13 protein-coding genes and 1 pseudogene are annotated in these 20152 nt (G+C 39.5%); 4 read left to right on the forward strand and 10 right to left on the reverse strand.

Going from position 1 to position 20152, the window contains the following annotated elements; translation table 11 throughout:
* The first annotated feature begins 219 nt into the window (after nt 1–219).
* On the forward strand, nt 220–3189 hold the full coding sequence (locus DBR40_RS00005; RefSeq protein ID WP_124557766.1) for a glycoside hydrolase domain-containing protein: 2970 nt from the start codon (nt 220–222) through the stop codon (nt 3187–3189).
* A gap of 507 nt (nt 3190–3696) precedes the next feature.
* On the opposite strand, the gene DBR40_RS00010 is transcribed toward DBR40_RS00005, so the two are convergent.
* On the reverse strand, nt 3697–4329 hold the full coding sequence (locus tag DBR40_RS00010) for a gluconate 2-dehydrogenase subunit 3 family protein (protein ID WP_124557767.1): 633 nt from the start codon (nt 4327–4329) through the stop codon (nt 3697–3699).
* A 12-nt stretch (nt 4330–4341) separates the two neighbouring features.
* Nucleotides 4342–6078, reverse strand: coding sequence for a GMC family oxidoreductase (locus DBR40_RS00015; protein ID WP_124557768.1), 1737 nt, complete (start codon nt 6076–6078; stop codon nt 4342–4344).
* Between the two features lie 289 nt (nt 6079–6367).
* On the opposite strand from DBR40_RS00015, the gene DBR40_RS00020 reads away from it, so the two are divergent.
* Nucleotides 6368–7555, forward strand: a complete 1188-nt coding sequence (locus DBR40_RS00020; protein WP_124557769.1) for a class I SAM-dependent methyltransferase — start codon at nt 6368–6370, stop codon at nt 7553–7555.
* Between the two features lie 334 nt (nt 7556–7889).
* Here the strand turns inward: DBR40_RS00020 and DBR40_RS00025 are convergent.
* A pseudogene (locus DBR40_RS00025) lies at nt 7890–8344 on the reverse strand (murein L,D-transpeptidase catalytic domain-containing protein).
* Between the two features lie 101 nt (nt 8345–8445).
* On the reverse strand, nt 8446–8805 hold the full coding sequence (locus tag DBR40_RS00030; protein WP_124557770.1) for a DUF1304 domain-containing protein: 360 nt from the start codon (nt 8803–8805) through the stop codon (nt 8446–8448).
* A gap of 553 nt (nt 8806–9358) precedes the next feature.
* Here DBR40_RS00030 and dnaK point away from each other — a divergent pair.
* Both dnaK and DBR40_RS00040 read left to right on the forward strand, forming a co-directional pair.
* On the forward strand, nt 9359–11260 hold the full coding sequence (dnaK, locus tag DBR40_RS00035) for a molecular chaperone DnaK (protein ID WP_124557771.1): 1902 nt from the start codon (nt 9359–9361) through the stop codon (nt 11258–11260).
* Between the two features lie 226 nt (nt 11261–11486).
* On the forward strand, nt 11487–12455 hold the full coding sequence (locus DBR40_RS00040; RefSeq protein ID WP_124557772.1) for a hypothetical protein: 969 nt from the start codon (nt 11487–11489) through the stop codon (nt 12453–12455).
* Between the two features lie 34 nt (nt 12456–12489).
* Here DBR40_RS00040 and DBR40_RS00045 read toward each other — a convergent pair whose 3' ends face one another.
* The 6 genes from DBR40_RS00045 to DBR40_RS00070 form a co-directional block, all read right to left on the reverse strand.
* Nucleotides 12490–13566 (reverse strand): phosphotransferase enzyme family protein, encoded by a 1077-nt coding sequence (locus DBR40_RS00045; protein ID WP_124557773.1) that lies wholly within the window; start codon nt 13564–13566, stop codon nt 12490–12492.
* Nucleotides 13557–14456, reverse strand: coding sequence for an NDP-sugar synthase (locus DBR40_RS00050; RefSeq protein WP_124557774.1), 900 nt, complete (start codon nt 14454–14456; stop codon nt 13557–13559). The genes DBR40_RS00045 and DBR40_RS00050 overlap by 10 nt, the downstream gene beginning before the upstream one ends.
* A gap of 118 nt (nt 14457–14574) precedes the next feature.
* A complete protein-coding gene (locus DBR40_RS00055) occupies nt 14575–16149 on the reverse strand; it encodes a helicase HerA-like domain-containing protein (protein ID WP_124557775.1) in 1575 nt (524 codons plus the stop codon).
* Between the two features lie 101 nt (nt 16150–16250).
* Complete coding sequence (locus DBR40_RS00060) at nt 16251–16550, reverse strand: chaperone modulator CbpM (protein WP_124557776.1); 300 nt, start codon at nt 16548–16550, stop codon at nt 16251–16253.
* A 5-nt stretch (nt 16551–16555) separates the two neighbouring features.
* Complete coding sequence (locus DBR40_RS00065; RefSeq protein ID WP_124557777.1) at nt 16556–17443, reverse strand: DnaJ C-terminal domain-containing protein; 888 nt, start codon at nt 17441–17443, stop codon at nt 16556–16558.
* A gap of 287 nt (nt 17444–17730) precedes the next feature.
* Nucleotides 17731–20148 (reverse strand): alpha/beta hydrolase family protein, encoded by a 2418-nt coding sequence (locus tag DBR40_RS00070; RefSeq protein ID WP_124557778.1) that lies wholly within the window; start codon nt 20146–20148, stop codon nt 17731–17733.
* Nucleotides 20149–20152: the final 4 nt, after the last annotated feature.

The raw sequence follows: 20152 nt of genomic DNA on the forward strand, positions 1-20152 counted from the left end.
CCTATCTTCCTACTCGATTTCTAATCGTTTGATCGTCATTGCTAGGTACGAAGCCTGCCTGCTGCAGGCAGGCAGGCAATCTTAATGCGATCGTTGTAAGATTGCTTCGCCGTTCCTCCTCCCAATGACGGGTCAATTGAGCAAACGTTTGTCTCATTTTTTCATTACATGACTTTATTTCAAGCAGCTATGCATAAATTAGCTTCAAACAAATTAAAGATGAAATTTAGGTTATTTCTATTATCCTGCCTTTTTTGGCAGTTCTCCCTCCATGCACAAACACTAAAATATACGAATGGCAATAGTTCATGGAACGCAGATTCGCTAGGCAACCACAGGGTTGTAATACAATTCTCTGGTACTGGTAAAATCGCACATGCTAAAATAGACTGGCGCAGGAGAGATGAACACCCAGAAGCTAAAGGCCTCATTATTCAGGATGCAGATGGTAATAATGTAGCTGTTTTTGAGACTGATAAATTAACCCGCGAAAGTGCTGACATTTATTTTGAACCTAGTGGTGCGGGAAAATACTACGTTTACTACTTGGCCTATAAAAATGAAGGCAGAAGCAATTATCCTAAAGGTGTTTATTTAAAACCGAAACAGATAGATCAAAGCTGGCTAAACCAGGCAAAACGTACAGCTGTGAATAGTTCGGTACTGGAAATACAATCTGTTGATGCCTTTAATAGCTTCTACCCAATGGAAGTTATTGCTACTGCGAAAGAAACAGCTGCAATTAAAGCGAAAAACAATGCGGAAGCTTTTGTGGTATTTCCGGAGGATAGGCTGTATCCAATTAAAATGCAAAACGATTTGCCTTATCGTTGGATCCAAAAAGGGACGAGTGCTACTTTTGCAGGCACTGCAAGCAAAGGCGAAAATTATGCTTTTCAGTTAGGCGTATTTGCATTAAAAGACTTAAACAATCTAACAGTTAGCTTTGGTGATTTAAAAACAGCCAACGGAAAAGTAATTCCCGCTAAATTTATTAATTGTTTAAATACAAAAGGAACCAGTTACGATAATAAACCGCTGGTAGAAGTGGTGAATGTGACTTCAGGTAAGGTTCAGCCGATGTGGGTTACCGTTGATATTCCTAAAACAACAGCCGCTGGTGTATACGTGGGCAACTTTATAGTTAAAGCCAATGGAAAAGCAAAAGTAATCGCTGCCAGAATTACTGTAGGAAATGAAGTACTTGCTGATTCCGGTGTAGGAACACCTGCCAAACAAACCCGTTTAACCTGGTTAAATTCAACACTGGCACAAGCCAATACTGTGGTGGCACCTTACACGCCACTAACGGTTCAGGGAAATGTGATTTCGCTTTTGGGCCGTAAATTTGAGATCAACCCCGATGGTTTCCCTAAACAAATCCAGACTTTCTTTAATGCCGAAATGACGGCTTACACCGATAAGCCCAACAATATTTTAGCTGAGCCAATTCACTTTCATTTTTTTAATACACCAAAAACACAAGAGAAATTTGTTGCAAGTAATTTCCAGATTATCAGCAAAGAAGCGGGTACAGTCAAATGGACGGCTACCAATACCTCTGAAAATTTAAAAATGGATTTGGAAGGTGCTTTGGAGTTTGATGGTTATGTACATTACGTAATTAAGGTTACCGCTTTAAAAGATGTAGATTTCAGCAATGTTGATTTTCATATTCCATTTGATAAGGGTGCGACCAAATATTTAATGGGATTGGGCGAAAAAGGTGGTGTTAGACCGGATACTGTTAGGTGGAAATGGGATGTAGCCAATAAAAACCAGGATGCTGTATGGATCGGGAATGTAAATGCGGGGCTATATTACAATTTAAGAGATGAACGCTATGTTCGTCCGTTGAATACTAATTTTTACCTGCAGAAGCCATTATTATTGCCTAAATCTTGGGGTAATGAAGATAAAGGTGGAATTCAGATTAATGTTAAAGGCAGTTCGATGCTAGCCGATAACTTTACTGGCGCAAGAAGCATGAAAAAAGGTGATGTACTTTGTTATAATTTTAACCTGCTAATTACGCCGTTTCACTTGCTCGATACCGACTTCCAGTGGGATAACCGTTTTTATCATAAATATGGCGAATTAGATGCCATTAAAGCGGCAGGAGCAACTGTGGTAAATATTCACCATGCTACACCGATCAACCCTTGGATCAACTATCCGTTTATTGAATGGAAAAAGATGAAAAACTATATCAGCGATGCGCACAGCAAAGGCCTGAAAGTTAAGATCTACAATACCGTTCGCGAGCTATCGAACCATGCCTACGAGTGGCCTGCTTTGCGGAGTCTAGGTACTGAAGTTTATTCGCCTGGAAAGGGGGGGGGCTTTAGCTGGTTGCAAGAGCATTTGGATTCTAATTACATTGCCGCCTGGTTTGTACCCGAAATTAAAGATGCAGCAGTAATTAATAGTGGAATGAACCGCTGGCATAATTACTATGTAGAAGGAATGAACTGGCTGGTAAATAATGTGGGGATTGATGGCGTTTATCTTGACGATGTGGCTTTTGACCGCGTAACTATGAAGCGGATTAAGCGTGTATTAACCCAAAATAACCATCCGGGTATTATCGATCTACATTCGGCAAACCAGTACAACAAAAGCGATGGTTTTAATAACAGTGCCATTTTATATATGGAACACTTCCCTTATTTGAACCGTTTATGGTTTGGCGAATATTTCGATTACCAAAAAAATAACCCTGACTTCTTTTTAACTGAAGTGAGTGGCATTCCGTTTGGTTTAATGGGCGAAATGTTGCAAGATGATGGAAACCCATGGCGTGGAATGATTTATGGCATGACAAGCCGTTTAGGTTGGTCAGAAAAGAGCGACCCAAAACCTTTGTGGAAAGCCTGGGACAATTTTGGAATTAAAGGATCTGAAATGTTTGGTTACTGGAGCGAAAACTGTCCAGTTAAGACCGACAATTCGAAAGTTTTAGCTACAGCGTATAAAAAGCAAGGCAAAACCATGATCGCTTTGGCTAGCTGGGCCGAAGGTGATGTAAAAGTTAATTTAAACATCGATTGGGCTAAGTTAGGTTTAGACGCCGCAAAGGCAAAAATAACTGCTCCGGCAATTGATAAATTTCAAACGGCAGGAAATTACACTGATGGAAAATCGGTCCCTGTTGAAAAAGGAAAAGGTTTGATCCTGATAGTGGAGTAATAATTTTTTATATAAAAATCGATATTGTTAGCAGAGAAGTTAATGTAAATAACTCCCTTAAAGTTCCAATCATTTCGAGCGCAGCGAAGTAGAGAGATTTGTCTCGAGACAGATCTCTCCATTTCACTGCATTTCAGTCGAGATGACGGTCTTTTTATATTATCCTAAGCCATAGTCCTCGTTTGCAAGGAGGATTATGAAGCTACACATTTGTAATGTGTTTTTTCAAGATCGATATAACCGATCAGCTCGTTCTTCGCGATTGCAAATCGGGTGGATGGCACAAAAAAATAGCTCAGGGTTTAAACCCTGAGCTATTTTTTTTAGTTGAAGCATTATACTAATTCCATGGTTCGTGTTTACACGAACCATATTATTTCGGTTGAAGATAATATACCGTCATTTCGAGCGGGCCAGATAGCTATCGGGTGCAGCGTAGTCGAGAAATCTGTCTCAAGATAGATCTCTCCACTCCGCAATGCTCCGGTCGAGATGACGGTTTTCGCTTTATACCTTCACATTTTCCATGCCGTATTGTTTTAATACATCGGCTGGTACACCAGCCCATTGGTTTGGCGCGTTACCTACATAACCAATATCTTTTACGCCCATTTCGGTTGTATAAAAGCCCGATGCAGTTAAATCTCTCATCCGGTTAAAAAATGTTACGCCCGGTCTTACTTCTGGTCTAGCCTTTTTAGGGTAAGCAATTTCATCTACAATTGAAATCTGTTGCGCTGCTGAAGCCTCTACAAATGGTTTCTGGAACTTATTGAAACAATAAACATCCAGCCATTTCAAGCCGCCTCGCATAGGTACTTTATGTTCCGGAATGTCTTTTACAATAAATTCGATAAATTCAGGCACTTTGGCATCCGATGCACTACCCGAAACATCGTCTTTAGGGATAATGATATCGGCTAAAACGGTAATCGTTGCCATTTCATGTTTGGTAAAAAAGATTTCCGCTTTAAGGTTCTTATCGCGATCTATTTCCCATTGCTCCCTGCCGGTTTCTTTTGCCGTTTCTTCAGTTGCAACCGCTTCGGTTTTATTTTCGGGTTGTTTACAAGCCTCTAATATTACTGCAGTGCTAATGGCTGTTAAGCCCAATGCCTTTATGGAATCACGTCTGTTCATGTTGTAATTCTTTTAAATGTTTTGTTTTTTCTTTTGAGCTAAAATATATTCGGCGGTACGCATAGAAAGTGCTAGGATAGTCCAGGTGGCATTTTTATCGCCTTGCTGTACAAACGGGCCAGCATCTACCACAAATAGGTTTTTGCAGTCGTGCGCCTGGCAGTATTTATTCAATGCCGATTTTTTAGGATCATCGCCCATGCGTATGGTTCCAACTTCGTGAATAATTTTACCCGGATTAAGCAAGCCATAATTGGTATCGGCACCCTGTATTTCTGAAGTTACTACTGCGCCCATTTCTTTCATAATGCTTAAGAAAGTTTCCTGCATGTGCTTAGCCTGGAGGATTTCATCTTTTGCCCATTTGTAATTAAAGCGCAATACCGGTATACCATATTTGTCGACCATATTGGGGTCGATTTCGCAATAATTGTCTTCGCGCGCGATGGCAGTTCCTCTACCAGCCATACCCACGCCGGTACCGTAAAAACGGCGGTAATCGTCTTTTAACGATTTACCATAGCCACCAGCCTCTTTCATTTTGCCATCCCTGCCTGGTATCATACCATTCATTTCAGCTATACCACCGCCAAATCCATAAGCTGGCATGCCCATGCCACCCCAGTATTCGATGTGGTAGCCGCGCGGAAAGTTTAAGCGTTTATTATCCAGCCACCATGGCGAGTAAATGTGTACGCTACCCACGCCATCTTCGTTATAGCGTTTCCGATCCATCAATTGCGGTAGAAAACCAGAAACACTTGCTCCGGTGGAGTCGTGCAGGTATTTACCTACTACACCACTGCTATTGGCTAAGCCATTGGGGTGGGAGCTTGATTTCGAATTCAATAAAATCCTTGCCGATTCGCAGGCACTGGCACCTAAAATAACCAGCTTGCCATTAACCTGATATTCTTGCAGGTCTTTGCGGTTTACATACGAAACACCTTTAGCGCTACCGTCTTTATCGGTAATTACTTCACGCACCATCGCATCGGTAATTACCGTCAGGTTGCCGGTTTTTACAGCCGGGTTTACCAAACATGACGAGGCAGAGAAATCTCCGTAAACTTTACAGCTTCTGCCACATTGGCCACAGTAAAAACAGGGTGCGCGGTCGTTATTGTTTGGGAGTGCCTCAGTAAGTACTGAACCACGGCCTGCAATAACTTTTACACCGGCTTTTTCAGCCCCTTTTTTAATGAATAGTTCATTTAAACGCGGTTTTGGTGGCTTCATGAAAATCCCATCTGGTTCACTTTCAATGCCTTCAACTGTACCATAAATACCAATCATGCGGTCAACCTTATCGTAAAATGGCTTTACATCAGCATAGGTAATAGGCCAGCTATCGGTTAAACCATCCTTAGGTTTAAAATCTTCTGGTCCCATGCGCAGCGAAATTCTTCCCCAGTGGTTGGTACGGCCACCCAGCATGCGCGAACGGAACCATTCAAATTCGCTTTTGTTTTTTTGGGTATAAGGCTCACCTTCCAGTTCCCAGCCACCATAAGAAGCATCAAAATCGCCAAAAGGACGAACTGTACCAGCGCCTCGGCGCGGTGATTCCCAGGGCCATTTTAACTGGTGTGAATCTAATCGGGGATCGAAGTTTTGGCCAGCTTCGAGCAATAAAACTTTTTGACCTGCATGTGCCAATACGTATGCAGCCATTCCGCCACCGGCACCCGAGCCAACAATGATGGCATCGTAAACGGTAGGCGATTTCTTTATCTGAAAGTCACTCATGTAAAATGGTTAGATGTTTAATACATCTAATCTAAAGTTTAATTTTTTTAAATAAAAGCGATCACCTTCTTTAGAATCAGTATAGATAATGAAGCTTTAAACGTTTCTAAATCGTATTATGTCAATCATTTGTTTAAGGTAGCTTCAACGGTTTTTCAACTAGGAATACATTCCATATTCCCTCTTACATCTTCCATTGTTTTTTGTAATGGTCGCTCTATTGTTACATTATTTCAAGTATAAGGCTTAGCCCGTAAACTTGATTATCTTTGCAGCTTAAACTTTATCAATGCCAGTATCTGCCTATATCGAACAATTTATTGCTGCTTTAAAAGAGAGTTTTGAAACCAGAACTTTTGTAAAGGTTTCTTTTGGTAACTATAAAGGAGCAGAAGAAGCTTTAAAGCAAATCCTGATCCGCAGGGTGGTGATTAAACGTGAAGATAAATTGGCTTTTACTTATCGCTATAAAACCCGCGATGTGGTAAAAAATTATACCCTCGATGAGGCACTAAGTTTAATTACTGCTTATCTGGAGAATGGCTTTAAAATTGGCACCTTGTTTACCACAGATAAAGACCTGATACTGGAAGAGCTGAACAATGGAAAGGTAGTGATGAGGGAAAACAACGCTTCGAGCAAGGAGGCTCCGTCCGGCAATCACGATAAAGAAAAAACCAGATTGATTAAAGCAGGTTCGAAAACCTATTTAACGGAACTAAAAATCACCGATGCAGAGGGAAAGGTATTTAAAAATGCGCAGGATAAATTCCGTCAGATTAACCACTATATCGAAATTTTAAGTTCATTAATAAAAGAACTGCCGGCAGCAACCGTAAAAAAGGTCGCCGATATGGGCTCGGGTAAGGGGTATTTAACTTTTGCACTTTACGATTATCTGCATTCGGTTTTGAAACTGGAAACTGAAGTGGTTGGGGTGGAGTACCGCCAGGATATGGTTGAGCTATGTAATCAGGTTGCTGAAAAATCATCTTTCGATAAATTGAATTTTGTACAGGGAACAATTGAGGATTACCAGGCAGTCGATGTAAACCTGCTGATTGCACTACACGCCTGCGATACGGCAACGGATGATGCTATTTTTAAAGGAATTAAAGCCAATGCCGAACTGATTGTGGTTGCACCTTGTTGCCACAAACAAATACGCAGGGAAATTGAACAACACAAAGTGAAAAATGATGTTTCTTTTTTAACCAAATACGGAATATTTTTAGAGCGGCAGGCAGAGATGGTTACCGACGGTATACGTGCTTTGATTTTAGAATATTTTGGCTACAAAACCAAGGTTTTCGAATTTATTTCTGACGCGCATACGCCAAAGAATGTACTAGTTGTAGGAGTGAAGGGCAAAGCGCTAAGCGCAGAGCGGAAAGCGGAGGTTTTGGAGAAGATTAAAGCAAGCAAGGCATATTTCGGAATTGGTTACCATCATTTGGAGCGGCTTTTAGAACTTTAAATGGTTTTAAAAAGTTAATTATAATTGCTATTTCAGCCTTCGTCGTTCGTATCTATCAAGGTCGAGCATCCATAGCTTTTTAGTGCCTAGTGCGTAAAAATCACTGTGTCCTCCTGTTACATAGAGCTTGCTGCCTATTATTCATTTCCGAAAAATAACCAAATAATATGAATTATCAATTAACGTGATAAATTAAGTTGCAGGGTTATATTAATAGCAAAGGCCTATGTTCAAATAGATCAGGTGAGAATGAGCACGAATTGGAGTATATATTCAAACATTAGTAGCCATTTAGGCCGTAATTAGTTTCTAAATCCTTTGATTTTCTAGCGTTTTAAACATTAATCCAAAGCAGTACCGGCTTTTTCTTCGTTTTGAGCAACCCGTATATTTTTCGCATTGTTGCATCAGATAAAACCGGGCAACCGGCACTTTGACCAAATAAGGTTTGTGGATAAATTTCATAATTGGGGACAGGACTGTAGGAATGCAAAACGACAATCCTTCTAAATGCTTACTGTTAGTTTCTTCTAATCCATACATTTTATAGTGCACATTAATTCCCCAGTTACTATAGGTACGGCCTTTAACCTTGTACTTTCCCGATGAAGTGCAATAGCTACCTTCTTTATTGCTGAACACCACTTTGGTTGGTGTGCTGTCTCCGCCTACACCATGAGCACATAATCCTTCGATAGTGATTGCTTTTTGCTTAAAATCGTAAACAAAAAGCCTGTTTTTACCAGAGTGGATACTCATATCAACCATGATGGCAATCGAGGTATCCATGTTATTTTTCTTGTAGTGTGGACACCAACCGATGGTAGGAATAAGAATTGATTGATACCAGTTGTTTTGGTTGGTATTGCCACCGACCGATAGAACGGAACTTATAAATGCAATAAAATCACGGCAATTAATGCAGGGATTGATTGCACATACAAAATTTTCTTACTGGCCGTTGCTGCACCATAAATACCTGCAATAATTACGCAGGTTAAGAAGAATATAGCTACATAAAGGCGCCAGTGGTGGTCGGTTATGCATAGCGACCAGATTAAACCTGCCGCTAAAAAGCCATTGTACAGGCCCTGGTTTGCGGCCAATGTTTTGGTTGGACCAAATAAATCTTTAGGGATGGTTTTGAAAACTTTTGGTGCTTTGGTTGTCCAGGCAAACATTTCGAGCCAAAGGATATAAATATGGATAAGGGCAACAAGCCCGATCATGATTTGTGCTGCTATCTGCATTATTTTTTAGATTATATGATTTAAGTGATTATACCGGTTTCGGTATTTTAAAGATATAAAACATTGACCGTATTTAGCCTGATCAATCCTAATTGTTGGTAGCGTTTTTGTTGTTTTGTTTAATGCGCTTTGCTGGGCAGGCCTGAGTTTTTTACAATAACTGTTTTTAACTAAACCTGATAGGAGCGGGCATCCCGATGTAAAATCGGGATAAAGTGGATAGAGGAGCTGCTGCTCCCGACGAGATCCGAACTTTCATTTTCAAATAATTTTAAGTATTTATCCTAATCTTCACCTCATGCTTTTAGCTTTAGTCTCTCAGCTTTGGCCTTTTTCATGCTTTAGTCTTTCTGCCTTGGTCTTTAGTCTTTCTTAGCCATCTGCCATCGTACATTTTTCATCTCTTTCTGTCATGCTGTCAGTATTAAATCAGATTATTTTTTACATTTTATCAGTCTTTTGCCCATATTATCTGCCAAAAACCAATTGGCACAAGCATTGTTTAATAGGAGTAGAAATTATAATACTTTAAAAAAGAGAAAATAAAAATACAATGGGAAAAATTATTGGAATAGACTTAGGAACAACAAACTCATGCGTGAGCGTAATGGAGGGCAATGAGCCTGTAGTTATCGCAAACAGTGAGGGCAAACGTACTACACCGTCTATTGTTGCTTTTGCAGAAAACGGTGAGCGTAAAGTTGGCGAGCCTGCTAAACGTCAGGCTATAACCAACCCAACAAAAACGATATATTCGATTAAACGCTTTATGGGTAACAGCTACGACGAAAGTGCGAAAGAAGCTGGACGCGTACCTTATAAAGTAGTAAAAGGCGATAACAACACGCCACGTGTTGAAATCGACGACAGAAAATACACTCCACAAGAGATTTCTGCAATGATTTTGCAGAAAATGAAAAAAACTGCTGAAGATTTCTTAGGTCAGGAAGTTACTGAAGCGGTAATTACTGTACCTGCTTACTTTAACGATGCACAACGTCAAGCTACTAAAGAGGCTGGTGAAATTGCAGGTTTAACTGTAAAACGTATCATTAACGAGCCAACTGCAGCTGCTTTAGCTTACGGCTTGGATAAGGCACACAAAGACATGAAAATTGTTGTGTTTGACTGCGGTGGTGGTACACATGACGTTTCTGTATTGGAGCTAGGTGATGGCGTTTTCGAAGTAAAATCTACTGACGGTGATACACACTTAGGTGGTGATGACTTTGACCACATTATCATTGATTGGTTAACAGCAGAATTCAAAGCTGAAAACAGCATGGATTTAGCTAAGGATCCAATGGCTTTACAACGTTTAAAAGAAGCTGCTGAGAAAGCTAAAATTGAGTTATCAAGCACAACTTCAACAGAAATTAACTTACCATACATTACTGCTGATGCAAGTGGCCCGAAACACTTAGTACGTACTTTATCTCGTGCTAAATTTGAACAATTGGCTGATAGCTTAATTAAACGTACTATCGATCCTTGTAAATCTGCTTTGAAAAACGCTGGTTTAAGCACAAGCGATATCGACGAAATTATCTTAGTTGGTGGTTCAACACGTATCCCTGCAATTCAGGATGCAGTTAAAGCTTTCTTCGGTAAAGAGCCAAGTAAAGGTGTTAACCCTGATGAAGTTGTAGCAATTGGTGCTGCTATTCAAGGTGGTGTATTAACTGGTGATGTGAAAGATGTATTGTTATTAGACGTTACTCCTTTATCATTAGGTATCGAAACTATGGGTGGTGTAATGACTAAATTAATTGAGTCTAACACAACTATCCCAACTAAAAAATCGGAAACTTTCTCAACTGCAGCTGATAACCAGCCTTCAGTAGAAATCCACATTTTACAAGGTGAGCGCCCAATGGCTACACAAAACCGTACAATTGGCCGTTTCATTTTAGATGGTATTCCACCAGCACCTCGTGGTGTGCCTCAGGTAGAAGTATCTTTTGATATTGATGCCAACGGTATTTTACACGTAAGTGCAAAAGATAAAGCTACTGGTAAAGAGCAAAAAATCCGTATCGAAGCATCTTCAGGTTTAACTGACGCTGAGATCAAAAAAATGAAAGAAGAAGCTGAAGCTAATGCAGCAGATGATGCTAAGCAAAAAGAAGAAGCTGATAAAATTAATGGAGCTGATGCTTTAATCTTCTCAACTGAGAAACAGTTAAAAGAGTTTGGTGATAAATTATCTGCAGATAAAAAAGCACCTATCGAAGCTGGTTTAGAGAAATTAAAAGCAGCACATTCTTCACGTAACTTTGCAGATATCGATGCAGCTTCTGCTGAATTGCAAGCTGCCTGGAACGTAGCATCAGAAGAAATGTACAAAGCTGGTGAGCAACCTCAGGGTGGTGAACAACCACAAGCTGATGGTCAGGCTCAAGGTGGCGATAACGTTACTGACGTTGACTTTGAAGAAGTAAAAGAAGAGAAATAAGTCTTAGAGTCTTCAGTCCTGAGTCGAGAGTCTTGGGAGTATAAAATAAAAAGCGTTTCTGATTAAGTTCAGGAACGCTTTTTTGTTAAATAGCTCATCATAGGCAATCTATCAATCGTAGCTTTTTGCCTTCCCGCTCTGGGGTGTCAATAGTTGTTTATATATAGAAAATTTGATTTGCTAATTAAACAATGTATTATTGTGAGACTAAATTAATCTCAATAAAATGTATAAAAAATATATATTCTTAGCGCTTACTTTATTATCGATTGCTTTTTTCTATAAAGGAGTTCCATTAGATGTTTTTCATGCCCATACTACAATTTTAACCCTGGTTGGCGGCATTCTATCAACTATATTGCTTACTATAACATTTTTCAATTTTTATCCACCAAAAGCTGTAAAAGCAGAAGATAAAAAGCAAGATAATTTTGGCTGTATTTTGATTGTTGTGATTGTAATTTTCTTTTTTGGATTCTCTGGTTTTTTAATTTTTAATACAGTAAATGAAAGTAGTTTGGAAATTGAAAAGAATGGTAAGTATACTGTAGGAGAAATCGTTAATGGTAGTTCTTTTAAAACCCGAAAAGCAGATTTTACAAGTGTTATTATAAGATATAAAACTCAGGATGGAAAAGTATATCAAACAGCTCAGGATATTTCTGCCGAAGAATTTGAAAATTATTATAGGTATCAGGAGGTTCCGATAGTATATTCAAGTAAATACCCGACGATACTCCAAATTCTCAGAAGCGATACTGATATAGCTAAATATTTAAAGATAAAAATAAGAGATATTAGCATTTCAGATTTGGAGAAACTTATAGAATTAAAGAATCCGTCAGAAATAAATCAATATTTAAATTCTATAAATCAAAAGTGGCAGTACGAAGGAGCTTATAACGGAAATTCCTATGTTTATAATAATAAATTCAAAAAAAATATAATCAAGGTTACTCCAGGGAAAGAATTGGTTTATGCTCTTAATGATGTAAACTATGAATTGTTTGAAGACGAATTAAATAAATCTGATTTCAAAAAAAATGATAATTATGAAGGAAAAGGAACTGTATACATTAAGCCTGGCTATATTCTTAATAAGCGAATCGAAAGAGTAAAAACTAACGATCCCGAAAAGAGTGTGCTTGATTTTGAGCAAAAAACAGTTGTTTATTTTCTAAAAACAAATAATTAACCCTGGTAGTTCGAAAAGCGATTTGTATTTTTGATTAAACCAAATTTTCCTCAATAATATCCTGTAATTCCTTTTCGTTTACGGCTATTTCGTAAAGCAGTTTAAACTGGTTTTTAGTGCGGTCGAGGTTTTGTTCCGGGTAATCGGTAGGATAGTACTTATCGCCGCTTAAAAAGTCGGTTAAAAAGCGTAAGGCTTGCATGTAAATAATGTATTTACCTGAGAATAAGATGAGCTCTTTTTCTGTTTCAGTTAAAATACTTTTCATCTCCGCTAAATAGCCTTTTATCATCGCCTCAAAATAAGGCAAACGCACTTTAATCTTAGTTAAGTCGGTTTCGTTCTCTGAGTATGCACAAAGGTAGGTACGCATCATATCGCCCAGATCAGAAATAAATTTTCCGGGCATAATGGTGTCCAGGTCAATTACACAAATACCTTCATAGCTTTCATCATCTAATAAAACATTACTTATTTTAGTATCATGGTGCATTACGCGATCAGGAAAATCCTTTCGGTGTGCATAAGAAATGTAATAATCTAAAATGTATCTGTGGGATAAAGCATTTTCAATCTGTGCTGCTGCCTGAGTTTTTAGCTTGTCGTTGGCCTGGTTTAAGGCCAGTGTAAATTGTTCGTAACGCAAGTTTAGGTCATGAAAGCCTGAAATCGTTGGCTGAAGACTGGTAGCATCAAAATTATCGAGTAACCGGCTCAGTTTGCCAAATTGTTTTGCCGCTTCGTAAGCTTGTTTCGGGTCAGCTAAAACATCTAACGAAATGGTGTTGGGTACAAAAGGAAGCATCCGCCAGTAATCCTGGTGGATATAAGCCATTTCTTCACCTTTGGTAGTAGCAACGGGTTTAATAAAAAGATAATCGGGATAAGCGAAACTCAGGTAATCGGCTATTGCCCGTAGGTTGCTGGCAATGGTTTGTGGTGAAGTAAAAACTACAGTATTGATATTCTGAAGTATATATTTTTTTTCTTCAGCAAAAGGCGAAAGCAAATAAGTACGGTTAATTAAACCCGTACCTATTTGTGTAATCGTAATATTCTCTTTAGCGTATCCGTAAGCTTCTAAAACTTCGGAGGCTAAATTTAGTTCCATAATTTTTCAGGGTAGGTTCCGTCTTTTACCAACTGGTCAATACAATCCTGAACAAAAGGTTTATCTTCTTTGTAGGTTACGCCGAACCATTTGTTCGAAGTAGGAACTACTTTAAAGGTTGCAGTATTGGTTTTTACCAGATTTTCGCCAATTAGCGGAATAAAGAATTCAGCTTTAGGTTTATCTTTATTAGCCATAGCAAACGCTCTGAACATGTCTTCAGTAATCTTGAAAACAGCTGGTGTAAAGCCCCAGAAATTCATAGATACAGGTGTATCAAAACTTAATGGGAACTCTTCGCCATCTTCATCGTAAAAGATGTTTCCATCTTTAGGATAAACTTTGGTACGCTCAACAATTTCTTCTAAATTATTGGCTGCATCTACTTTACAAACCCCACGTGAAACTGCGCCAAACTCCGAAAGTGTATTGCCTACCTGATAACCGATAATGGAGTAATTGCTATCCGTAACTTCGGTAGTTAAGAAATCTACCATCTTTTTAAAGGCATCGTAACCATAAAAATCATCTGCATTGATTACACAGAATGGCTCTTTAATTGCATTTCTACCCGATAGGATAGCGTGTGCCGTACCCCATGGTTTTTCTCTGTATATTTCTTCTTCAATACCAAATTGTTTTAAATCGAAGTTTTGAAAAACGTAATCAGTTTCAATTCTGCCGGCAAGTTTTGGTTCGAAAATAGCTTTAAACTCATTTACAAACTCTTCTTTAATGATGAATACAATTTTGCCAAAACCAGCATTAATTGCATCGTAAATAGAATAATCGATAATGGTTTCGCCATTCGGACCAAATCCATCAATCTGTTTCATGCTTCCGTAGCGGCTTGCCATGCCAGCAGCCAATATTAATAGGGTGGGTTTCATCTATTACTTGTTAATTTTTGTTAGTGCTGAACTTTTTAGGAGATTAAGTGATTTAATTCTCCCGGTTCGTATCGCGAAATTAATAATTTGAGCGTTTAAAAGGTTAATTATTTGTTTTTTAGAATCCAAAGAGTCCCCCGCCAGATTTTGATCTGGTTTTCTTTCCGGTAAGCATGCCAAATATACCGCGCACAATTTCTTTACCAATCTGGCGGGTGATGGTCGCGCCCATTACCTGTTCTACCAGGCTTTTTTCTCCCGGTTTAGGTTTGCTTTCTGCTTCGGCTTGTTTCTGGGCTTCTACTTCTTGTTTGGCCTGTTCTTCGGCGGCAACTTGCTCGTTAATGCGTTTTGTTAAAATATCGTATGCACTTTCCGGATCGATCGGATCTTTGTATTTGGTAAACATCGGACTGGCGTGCACCAGTTGATCAAAGTCAGCGGCAGTAAGCGGGCCCATTACTGCCCTTGGAGGGGTAAGCATGGTAGCCGAAACTTCGGTTGGAATACCTTTCTCATTCAGTACGGTAACTAAAGCCTGGCCAGTACCTAAGGAGGTTAATATTTTGTCTATTTCGTAAAAATCAGATTTTGGATAGGTATTTACTGTCTTTTTTAAAGCATCTACGTCGTTTGGTGTAAAAGCCCTTAAAGCATGCTGTACACGATTGCCCAGTTGGCCTAAAACACTTTCAGGCACATCAGTAGGAGCTTGTGTGCAGAAGAAAACCCCAATCCCTTTTGAACGGATTAACCGGATAATAGTTTCAATCTGCTCTAAAAAAGCCTTTGATGAATTTTTAAACAATAAATGTGCTTCATCAAAGAAGAAAACCAGTTTGGGTTTGTCCAGATCCCCAACCTCTGGCATGGTATTAAAAAGCTCTGCCAGTAAACTCAATAAAAACGTAGAGTATAATACGGGTTGGTTTTGAACATCGGCAATATTCAATAAACTGATAGTACCTTTGCCATCTACACGTTCAAAAAGATCTTCAATATCAAAAGATTTTTCGCCAAACATGCCACCCAGTCCTTGTTGCTCGATGGCTACAATTTTTCTTAATATGGTGCCCGATGTGGCTGTAGAGATACTGCCATAACTGCTTTTTATTTCTGCAGCGCCTGCACCTTCTGATAAATAAGAAACCAGTTTCTTTAAGTCATTTAAATCGATAATGGGCATTTTGTTATCATCGGCATATTTGAAGATAACGGCCATAACACCAGATTGGGTATCGTTTAAATCTAACACTTTTGATAGGAGTGTAGGTCCGAATTCGAGTACGGTTGCACGCATCTGTGCACCCATTTTTCCCGAAAGCGAATAAATTTCGATCGGGAAGCCTGTAGGCGTAAATGGTTTATTAAGCTGTTGCGACCTTTCTTCTATTTTAGGGTTAACAGCACCTGGCTGGTTTAAGCCCGATAAATCGCCTTTTACATCTAACATAAAAACCGGAACACCAGCATCTGATAACTGTTCGGCCAGTAATTGCAGCGTACGGGTTTTACCTGTTCCCGTAGCACCGGCAATTAAACCGTGCCTGTTCATCATTTTTAATGATAAGTTAACTTCGGCTTCACTGTAAATCTGTCCGTCTAAAATTCCGGCGCCTAAATAAATGTACGAACCCGCTGGGGCATAGGATGATTTTATTTTTTCGATGAATTTTGAAGACAAATCGCTCATTTTTATAAAATTAGACCGCCAATTTAAGAAACTAATCTTAAAAAGATTGTGTTTTTGTACGCACTTTTAATGCAAATTTTTGCACAAACGGTTGATTAATGTTACTGGTTAAGTTGCTTGTAATAGTTAATTTCGTTCTTAAGCGATCGTATTTCTTCCTGCATATCCTGTAACTGGTTAAGCAGGTGTGATACCGCATAAATGCCCTCGAGGTTAATCTCTAAATCCTGAGCCAGGCGCAGGTACTGCTCCAGTTTTGTTAATTCGGCCATGGGTAAAAAGGCAGCCTTCTTTTTAACTGTGGTATGAATTAAACCAAAATCTTCGAGAGATTGGATAAAATTAATCTCTACATGATGATAAGCGCATATGTCTTCGACTGGGATAAGCTTATTTTCCATGATTTTTAAAGTTTGGAGAGTTTTTCGAATAGTTCTTTTTGTTCGGCGTTTAACCCGGTAGGTAATTTAACCAGCCATTTAATGTATAAATCGCCAAAGTGATTTTCTTTTTTATAAACAGGGAACCCTTTCCCTTTTAAACGCAAGGTGGCATCGGGCTGTGTACCTTCCGGCACTTTTAATTTCACCTTGCCATTAAGAGTATCTATAATTTTCTCGCCGCCCAACACAGCTATATATAAGTCGATCTCTTCCTGTATGTAGATGTCGTTTCCTTTTCTTTTAAATTTAGGATTATCGGTAATGCTAAACTTGATGTATAAATCGCCGGGAGGACCATTGTTTACACCGGGTGCGCCATAACCTGGTAATTTAATTTTTTGTCCGTTTTCTACCCCTGCAGGGATGGTGATGCGCACTTGTTTACCATTTACCGTTAAGGTTTGCTTGTGGCTAGTATAGGCATCGAGCAGGTTTAGCTGTAAATCGGCGTTGTAATCTTGTCCTTTAAAAGGCGAATTTCTGCTGCTTCGGCCTCCACCACCAAACATGGAAGAAAAGAAATCAGAGAAATCATCACCACCAAATCCACCCGAATAGCTATTGCCTCCGTAACCTCTTCCTTGTGATTGATATTGTCTCTGTTGCTGAGCATCTAACTGATCAGCATGTTGCCAATCTTTGCCATACTTGTCGTATTTCTTTCGCTTTTCAGGGTCGCTTAAAACTTCGTTAGCTTCGTTAACCTGCTGAAATTTTTTGTTGGCCTCATCATTGTTTGGGTTAAGGTCGGGGTGGTGTCTCCGGGCTAGTTTTCTATAAGCTTTCTTAATATCCTCGGTTGTTGCATCTTTTTTTAAATCGAGGATTTTATAATAGTCTATGTAGTCCATATGGGCTTAACAAATAAGTAAAGGGAATGTTCTTTTTATAGCATAAATGTAAGGTTTTAAAATGAAGTGGGCATAGCATGAGGTACAAGGGGGTAGTTTAGCAGTATTGGTAGCAATTTAACCGCAAAGTACACAAAGTAAATGCAGAATATTCCGTGCCAATATGTGCCTCCGTGGCAATAAAATAAAGGGAGTGAGCGGTATAAATATCTGAGACAATGGAAGCGCTGTAAACAAAAAAAGTGCCCCCAAATGAAGGCGCTTTAACCGGTGAGTGTCGACGAGAATTATTTTTTGTTTTTCACATATTTTTCTAACCACTGATCTTGCTCCCATAGTATATGCAACAGGTTTTCTTTACCGCGGTAGCTGTGGGCTTCGTAAGGTAAAAATACAAAACGGGTAGTACCGCCTGCACCTTTAATGGCATTAAACAAACGCTCACTGTTAATGGGGAAGGTACCAGGGTTATCGTCAGAATCGCCGTGAATTAAAAGTAAAGGTGTTTTAATTTTATCGGCATAGCTGAATGGACTCATTTCATAATATAACTGAGGTGCCTGCCAATAGGTACGCTCTTCATTTTGGAAACCGAAAGGGGTTAAGGTACGGTTATAAGCACCACTGCGGGCAATACCGGCTGCAAAAAGATTGGTGTGCGCCAGTAAGTTCGCGGTCATAAATGCGCCATAGCTGTGACCGCCAACTGCCATACGTTTTTTGTCGCCTACGCCTAAATCGGCCAGTTTATTAATGGCTGCTTCGGCATTTAACTGTAACTGATCAACAAAAGTATCGTTAGGTTTTTTGCCTTCTTTAGCTACAATTGGCATTTCGGCATTATCTAAAACAGCGTAGCCGCGGGTTACCCAAAAAATAGGCGAGGCCCAGCTAATAGCGGTAAATTTATCTTTCGATCCTCGGATTTGAGCCGCATCAGCTGCAGAGTTAAACTCACGCGGGTAAGCCCAGATCAAAGCAGGTAGCGGGCCATCTTTCTCTTTGTTATATCCTTTTGGTAAGTATAAATCGCCGGTTAAATCAACTCCATCGGCACGTTTGTATGAAATTTTTTCTTTGGTAATACCTTCTAAGGATGGATAGGGATTACTGAAATCGGTTATTGGCCTGTCGGCAATGCGGAGAACCAGGTTTTTGATAAAATAATTTGGTACCAGTTTCTGACTCTCTTTGCGGGTAAGTAACACCAACTTATCGGGATCAATTACTTCGCTTACATATTCAAAGGTTCCTTCGGCACTGCGCCAGATAATTTCATTTTTCTTGCTGGCCAGGTCGAACTTTGCTAGAAAAGGTAAATCTCCTTTTTCTGAAGAGCCAACCGGATTGTTCATGAGTAGCTTGGTGCCGTTATCTACAGTTTTAATTACCTGACGGCCGTATTTGTTTTTAGTTGTTACCGGAGAACCAGGGTTACCATAGGCATCGGTTTGATTTCTGCTATACAATTCTTCTACGGTACCTGTTGTTGGGTTATAACGGCTTACTTTGCTGGTTTGTTTACTGCGTAGTCCTTCCATAATTAATGCCAGATTGGCATCGCCCCATTGTATACCACGAAAACGGGTTTGCGTTTTAAACAATTCTTTCTCTGTGCCTGTAAAAGGTGCGCTTATAGCATATACTGCATCATGATAAGGAACATCTTTTTTAATTAAGCCACTATCTAAAGGTTTAGACCAAACCAGCGTTGCCGGTTCATCATCCCGCCAATCAAATCCGTGAGGTACATTTTGTGCATTGTCATAACCTGATGGAGTACCTTCTGACGAAGGTAGTTCTGCAATTACTTTAACAGTTTTACCTGCTAAATCGGTAATGGTAACGGTTGATGGAAAGCCATAGGCCGAAACCAGATAAGAAAAAGGCTTGCGGATGGTTTCTATCAATATATAGTTTTTATCTGGCGATAAGCTGGTTGAGCCATAAATAGCAGGTTTTCCAATAGGTGTTTCTACTCCTGCTGTATTTTTTACCAGTTGCGAAGTGGCAAAGAACTCAAACAACTGCTCATCAAAAGGCGATTTAATTAAATCCTGATAAGTAACGCTTGGTGCTGCCTTGCCCAGGTTTTGCTGTATGGTTGGTCCTTTAGGCATTAATGGTTTGGCCGGTGCAGCACTTGCGGGTTTAGTTGCTGTACGGTAAATTAAAGTATTATCGTTTAACCAGGTTATGCCACTGCCTAAAACTACATTTAAAAAGGCTTTATTGGTTTTTGTAGCTTTTTTTGTGGCCAGATCGATCACGTAAAGATCTACTCCTTTTTGTGTGGTATGGGTAAAGGCAATTTTATTTTGCGATGGATTCCAGCTGATGTTGCCGGCAAATAATGGTGTAGGCAAGCCAGTAACCGGAAAGGTTTGGTTAGACTTGATGTTTTTAAGACTAAAATTGTTGATATACGTTTGTCTGCTTAGCGAATAATTATTCGGATTTAGCCTTAAACCTGCAATGCGGTATTCGGGCATAGCCAGCTCTTCTACGGATGGATAGGAGTTACGTTCACTAAATAAGATCCATTCGGCCTTGCCACCAATGCTCACGCCCGGTGTAGGTTTGGCCAGTAATAAATCGGCAATTTCTTTAGGCGGGGTTCTGTAGCTTACCGCATCCTGTGCGGTTGCATGTAGCGAAATACAAGCGCCCGCTATCCATAAATAGAGGTGTAGTTTTTTAATCATTTCC

The sequence above is a fragment of the Pedobacter sp. KBW01 genome (assembly GCF_003852395.1).
Lineage (GTDB): Bacteria > Bacteroidota > Bacteroidia > Sphingobacteriales > Sphingobacteriaceae > Pedobacter.

What these genes read in the sequence shown, in the direction of transcription:
- DBR40_RS00015 (WP_124557768.1), bottom strand. Translation starts at nt 6,078, where the DNA reads ATGAGTGACTTTCAGATAAAGAAATCGCCTACCGTTTACGATGCCATC.
- DBR40_RS00070 (WP_124557778.1), bottom strand. Translation starts at nt 20,148, where the DNA reads ATGATTAAAAAACTACACCTCTATTTATGGATAGCGGGCGCTTGTATT.
- DBR40_RS00050 (WP_124557774.1), bottom strand. Translation starts at nt 14,456, where the DNA reads ATGAAACCCACCCTATTAATATTGGCTGCTGGCATGGCAAGCCGCTAC.
- DBR40_RS00030 (WP_124557770.1), bottom strand. Translation starts at nt 8,805, where the DNA reads ATGCAGATAGCAGCACAAATCATGATCGGGCTTGTTGCCCTTATCCAT.
- DBR40_RS00020 (WP_124557769.1), top strand. Translation starts at nt 6,368, where the DNA reads ATGCCAGTATCTGCCTATATCGAACAATTTATTGCTGCTTTAAAAGAG.
- DBR40_RS00065 (WP_124557777.1), bottom strand. Translation starts at nt 17,443, where the DNA reads ATGGACTACATAGACTATTATAAAATCCTCGATTTAAAAAAAGATGCA.
- DBR40_RS00040 (WP_124557772.1), top strand. Translation starts at nt 11,487, where the DNA reads ATGTATAAAAAATATATATTCTTAGCGCTTACTTTATTATCGATTGCT.
- dnaK (WP_124557771.1), top strand. Translation starts at nt 9,359, where the DNA reads ATGGGAAAAATTATTGGAATAGACTTAGGAACAACAAACTCATGCGTG.
- DBR40_RS00045 (WP_124557773.1), bottom strand. Translation starts at nt 13,566, where the DNA reads ATGGAACTAAATTTAGCCTCCGAAGTTTTAGAAGCTTACGGATACGCT.
- DBR40_RS00005 (WP_124557766.1), top strand. Translation starts at nt 220, where the DNA reads ATGAAATTTAGGTTATTTCTATTATCCTGCCTTTTTTGGCAGTTCTCC.
- DBR40_RS00010 (WP_124557767.1), bottom strand. Translation starts at nt 4,329, where the DNA reads ATGAACAGACGTGATTCCATAAAGGCATTGGGCTTAACAGCCATTAGC.
- DBR40_RS00060 (WP_124557776.1), bottom strand. Translation starts at nt 16,550, where the DNA reads ATGGAAAATAAGCTTATCCCAGTCGAAGACATATGCGCTTATCATCAT.
- DBR40_RS00055 (WP_124557775.1), bottom strand. Translation starts at nt 16,149, where the DNA reads ATGAGCGATTTGTCTTCAAAATTCATCGAAAAAATAAAATCATCCTAT.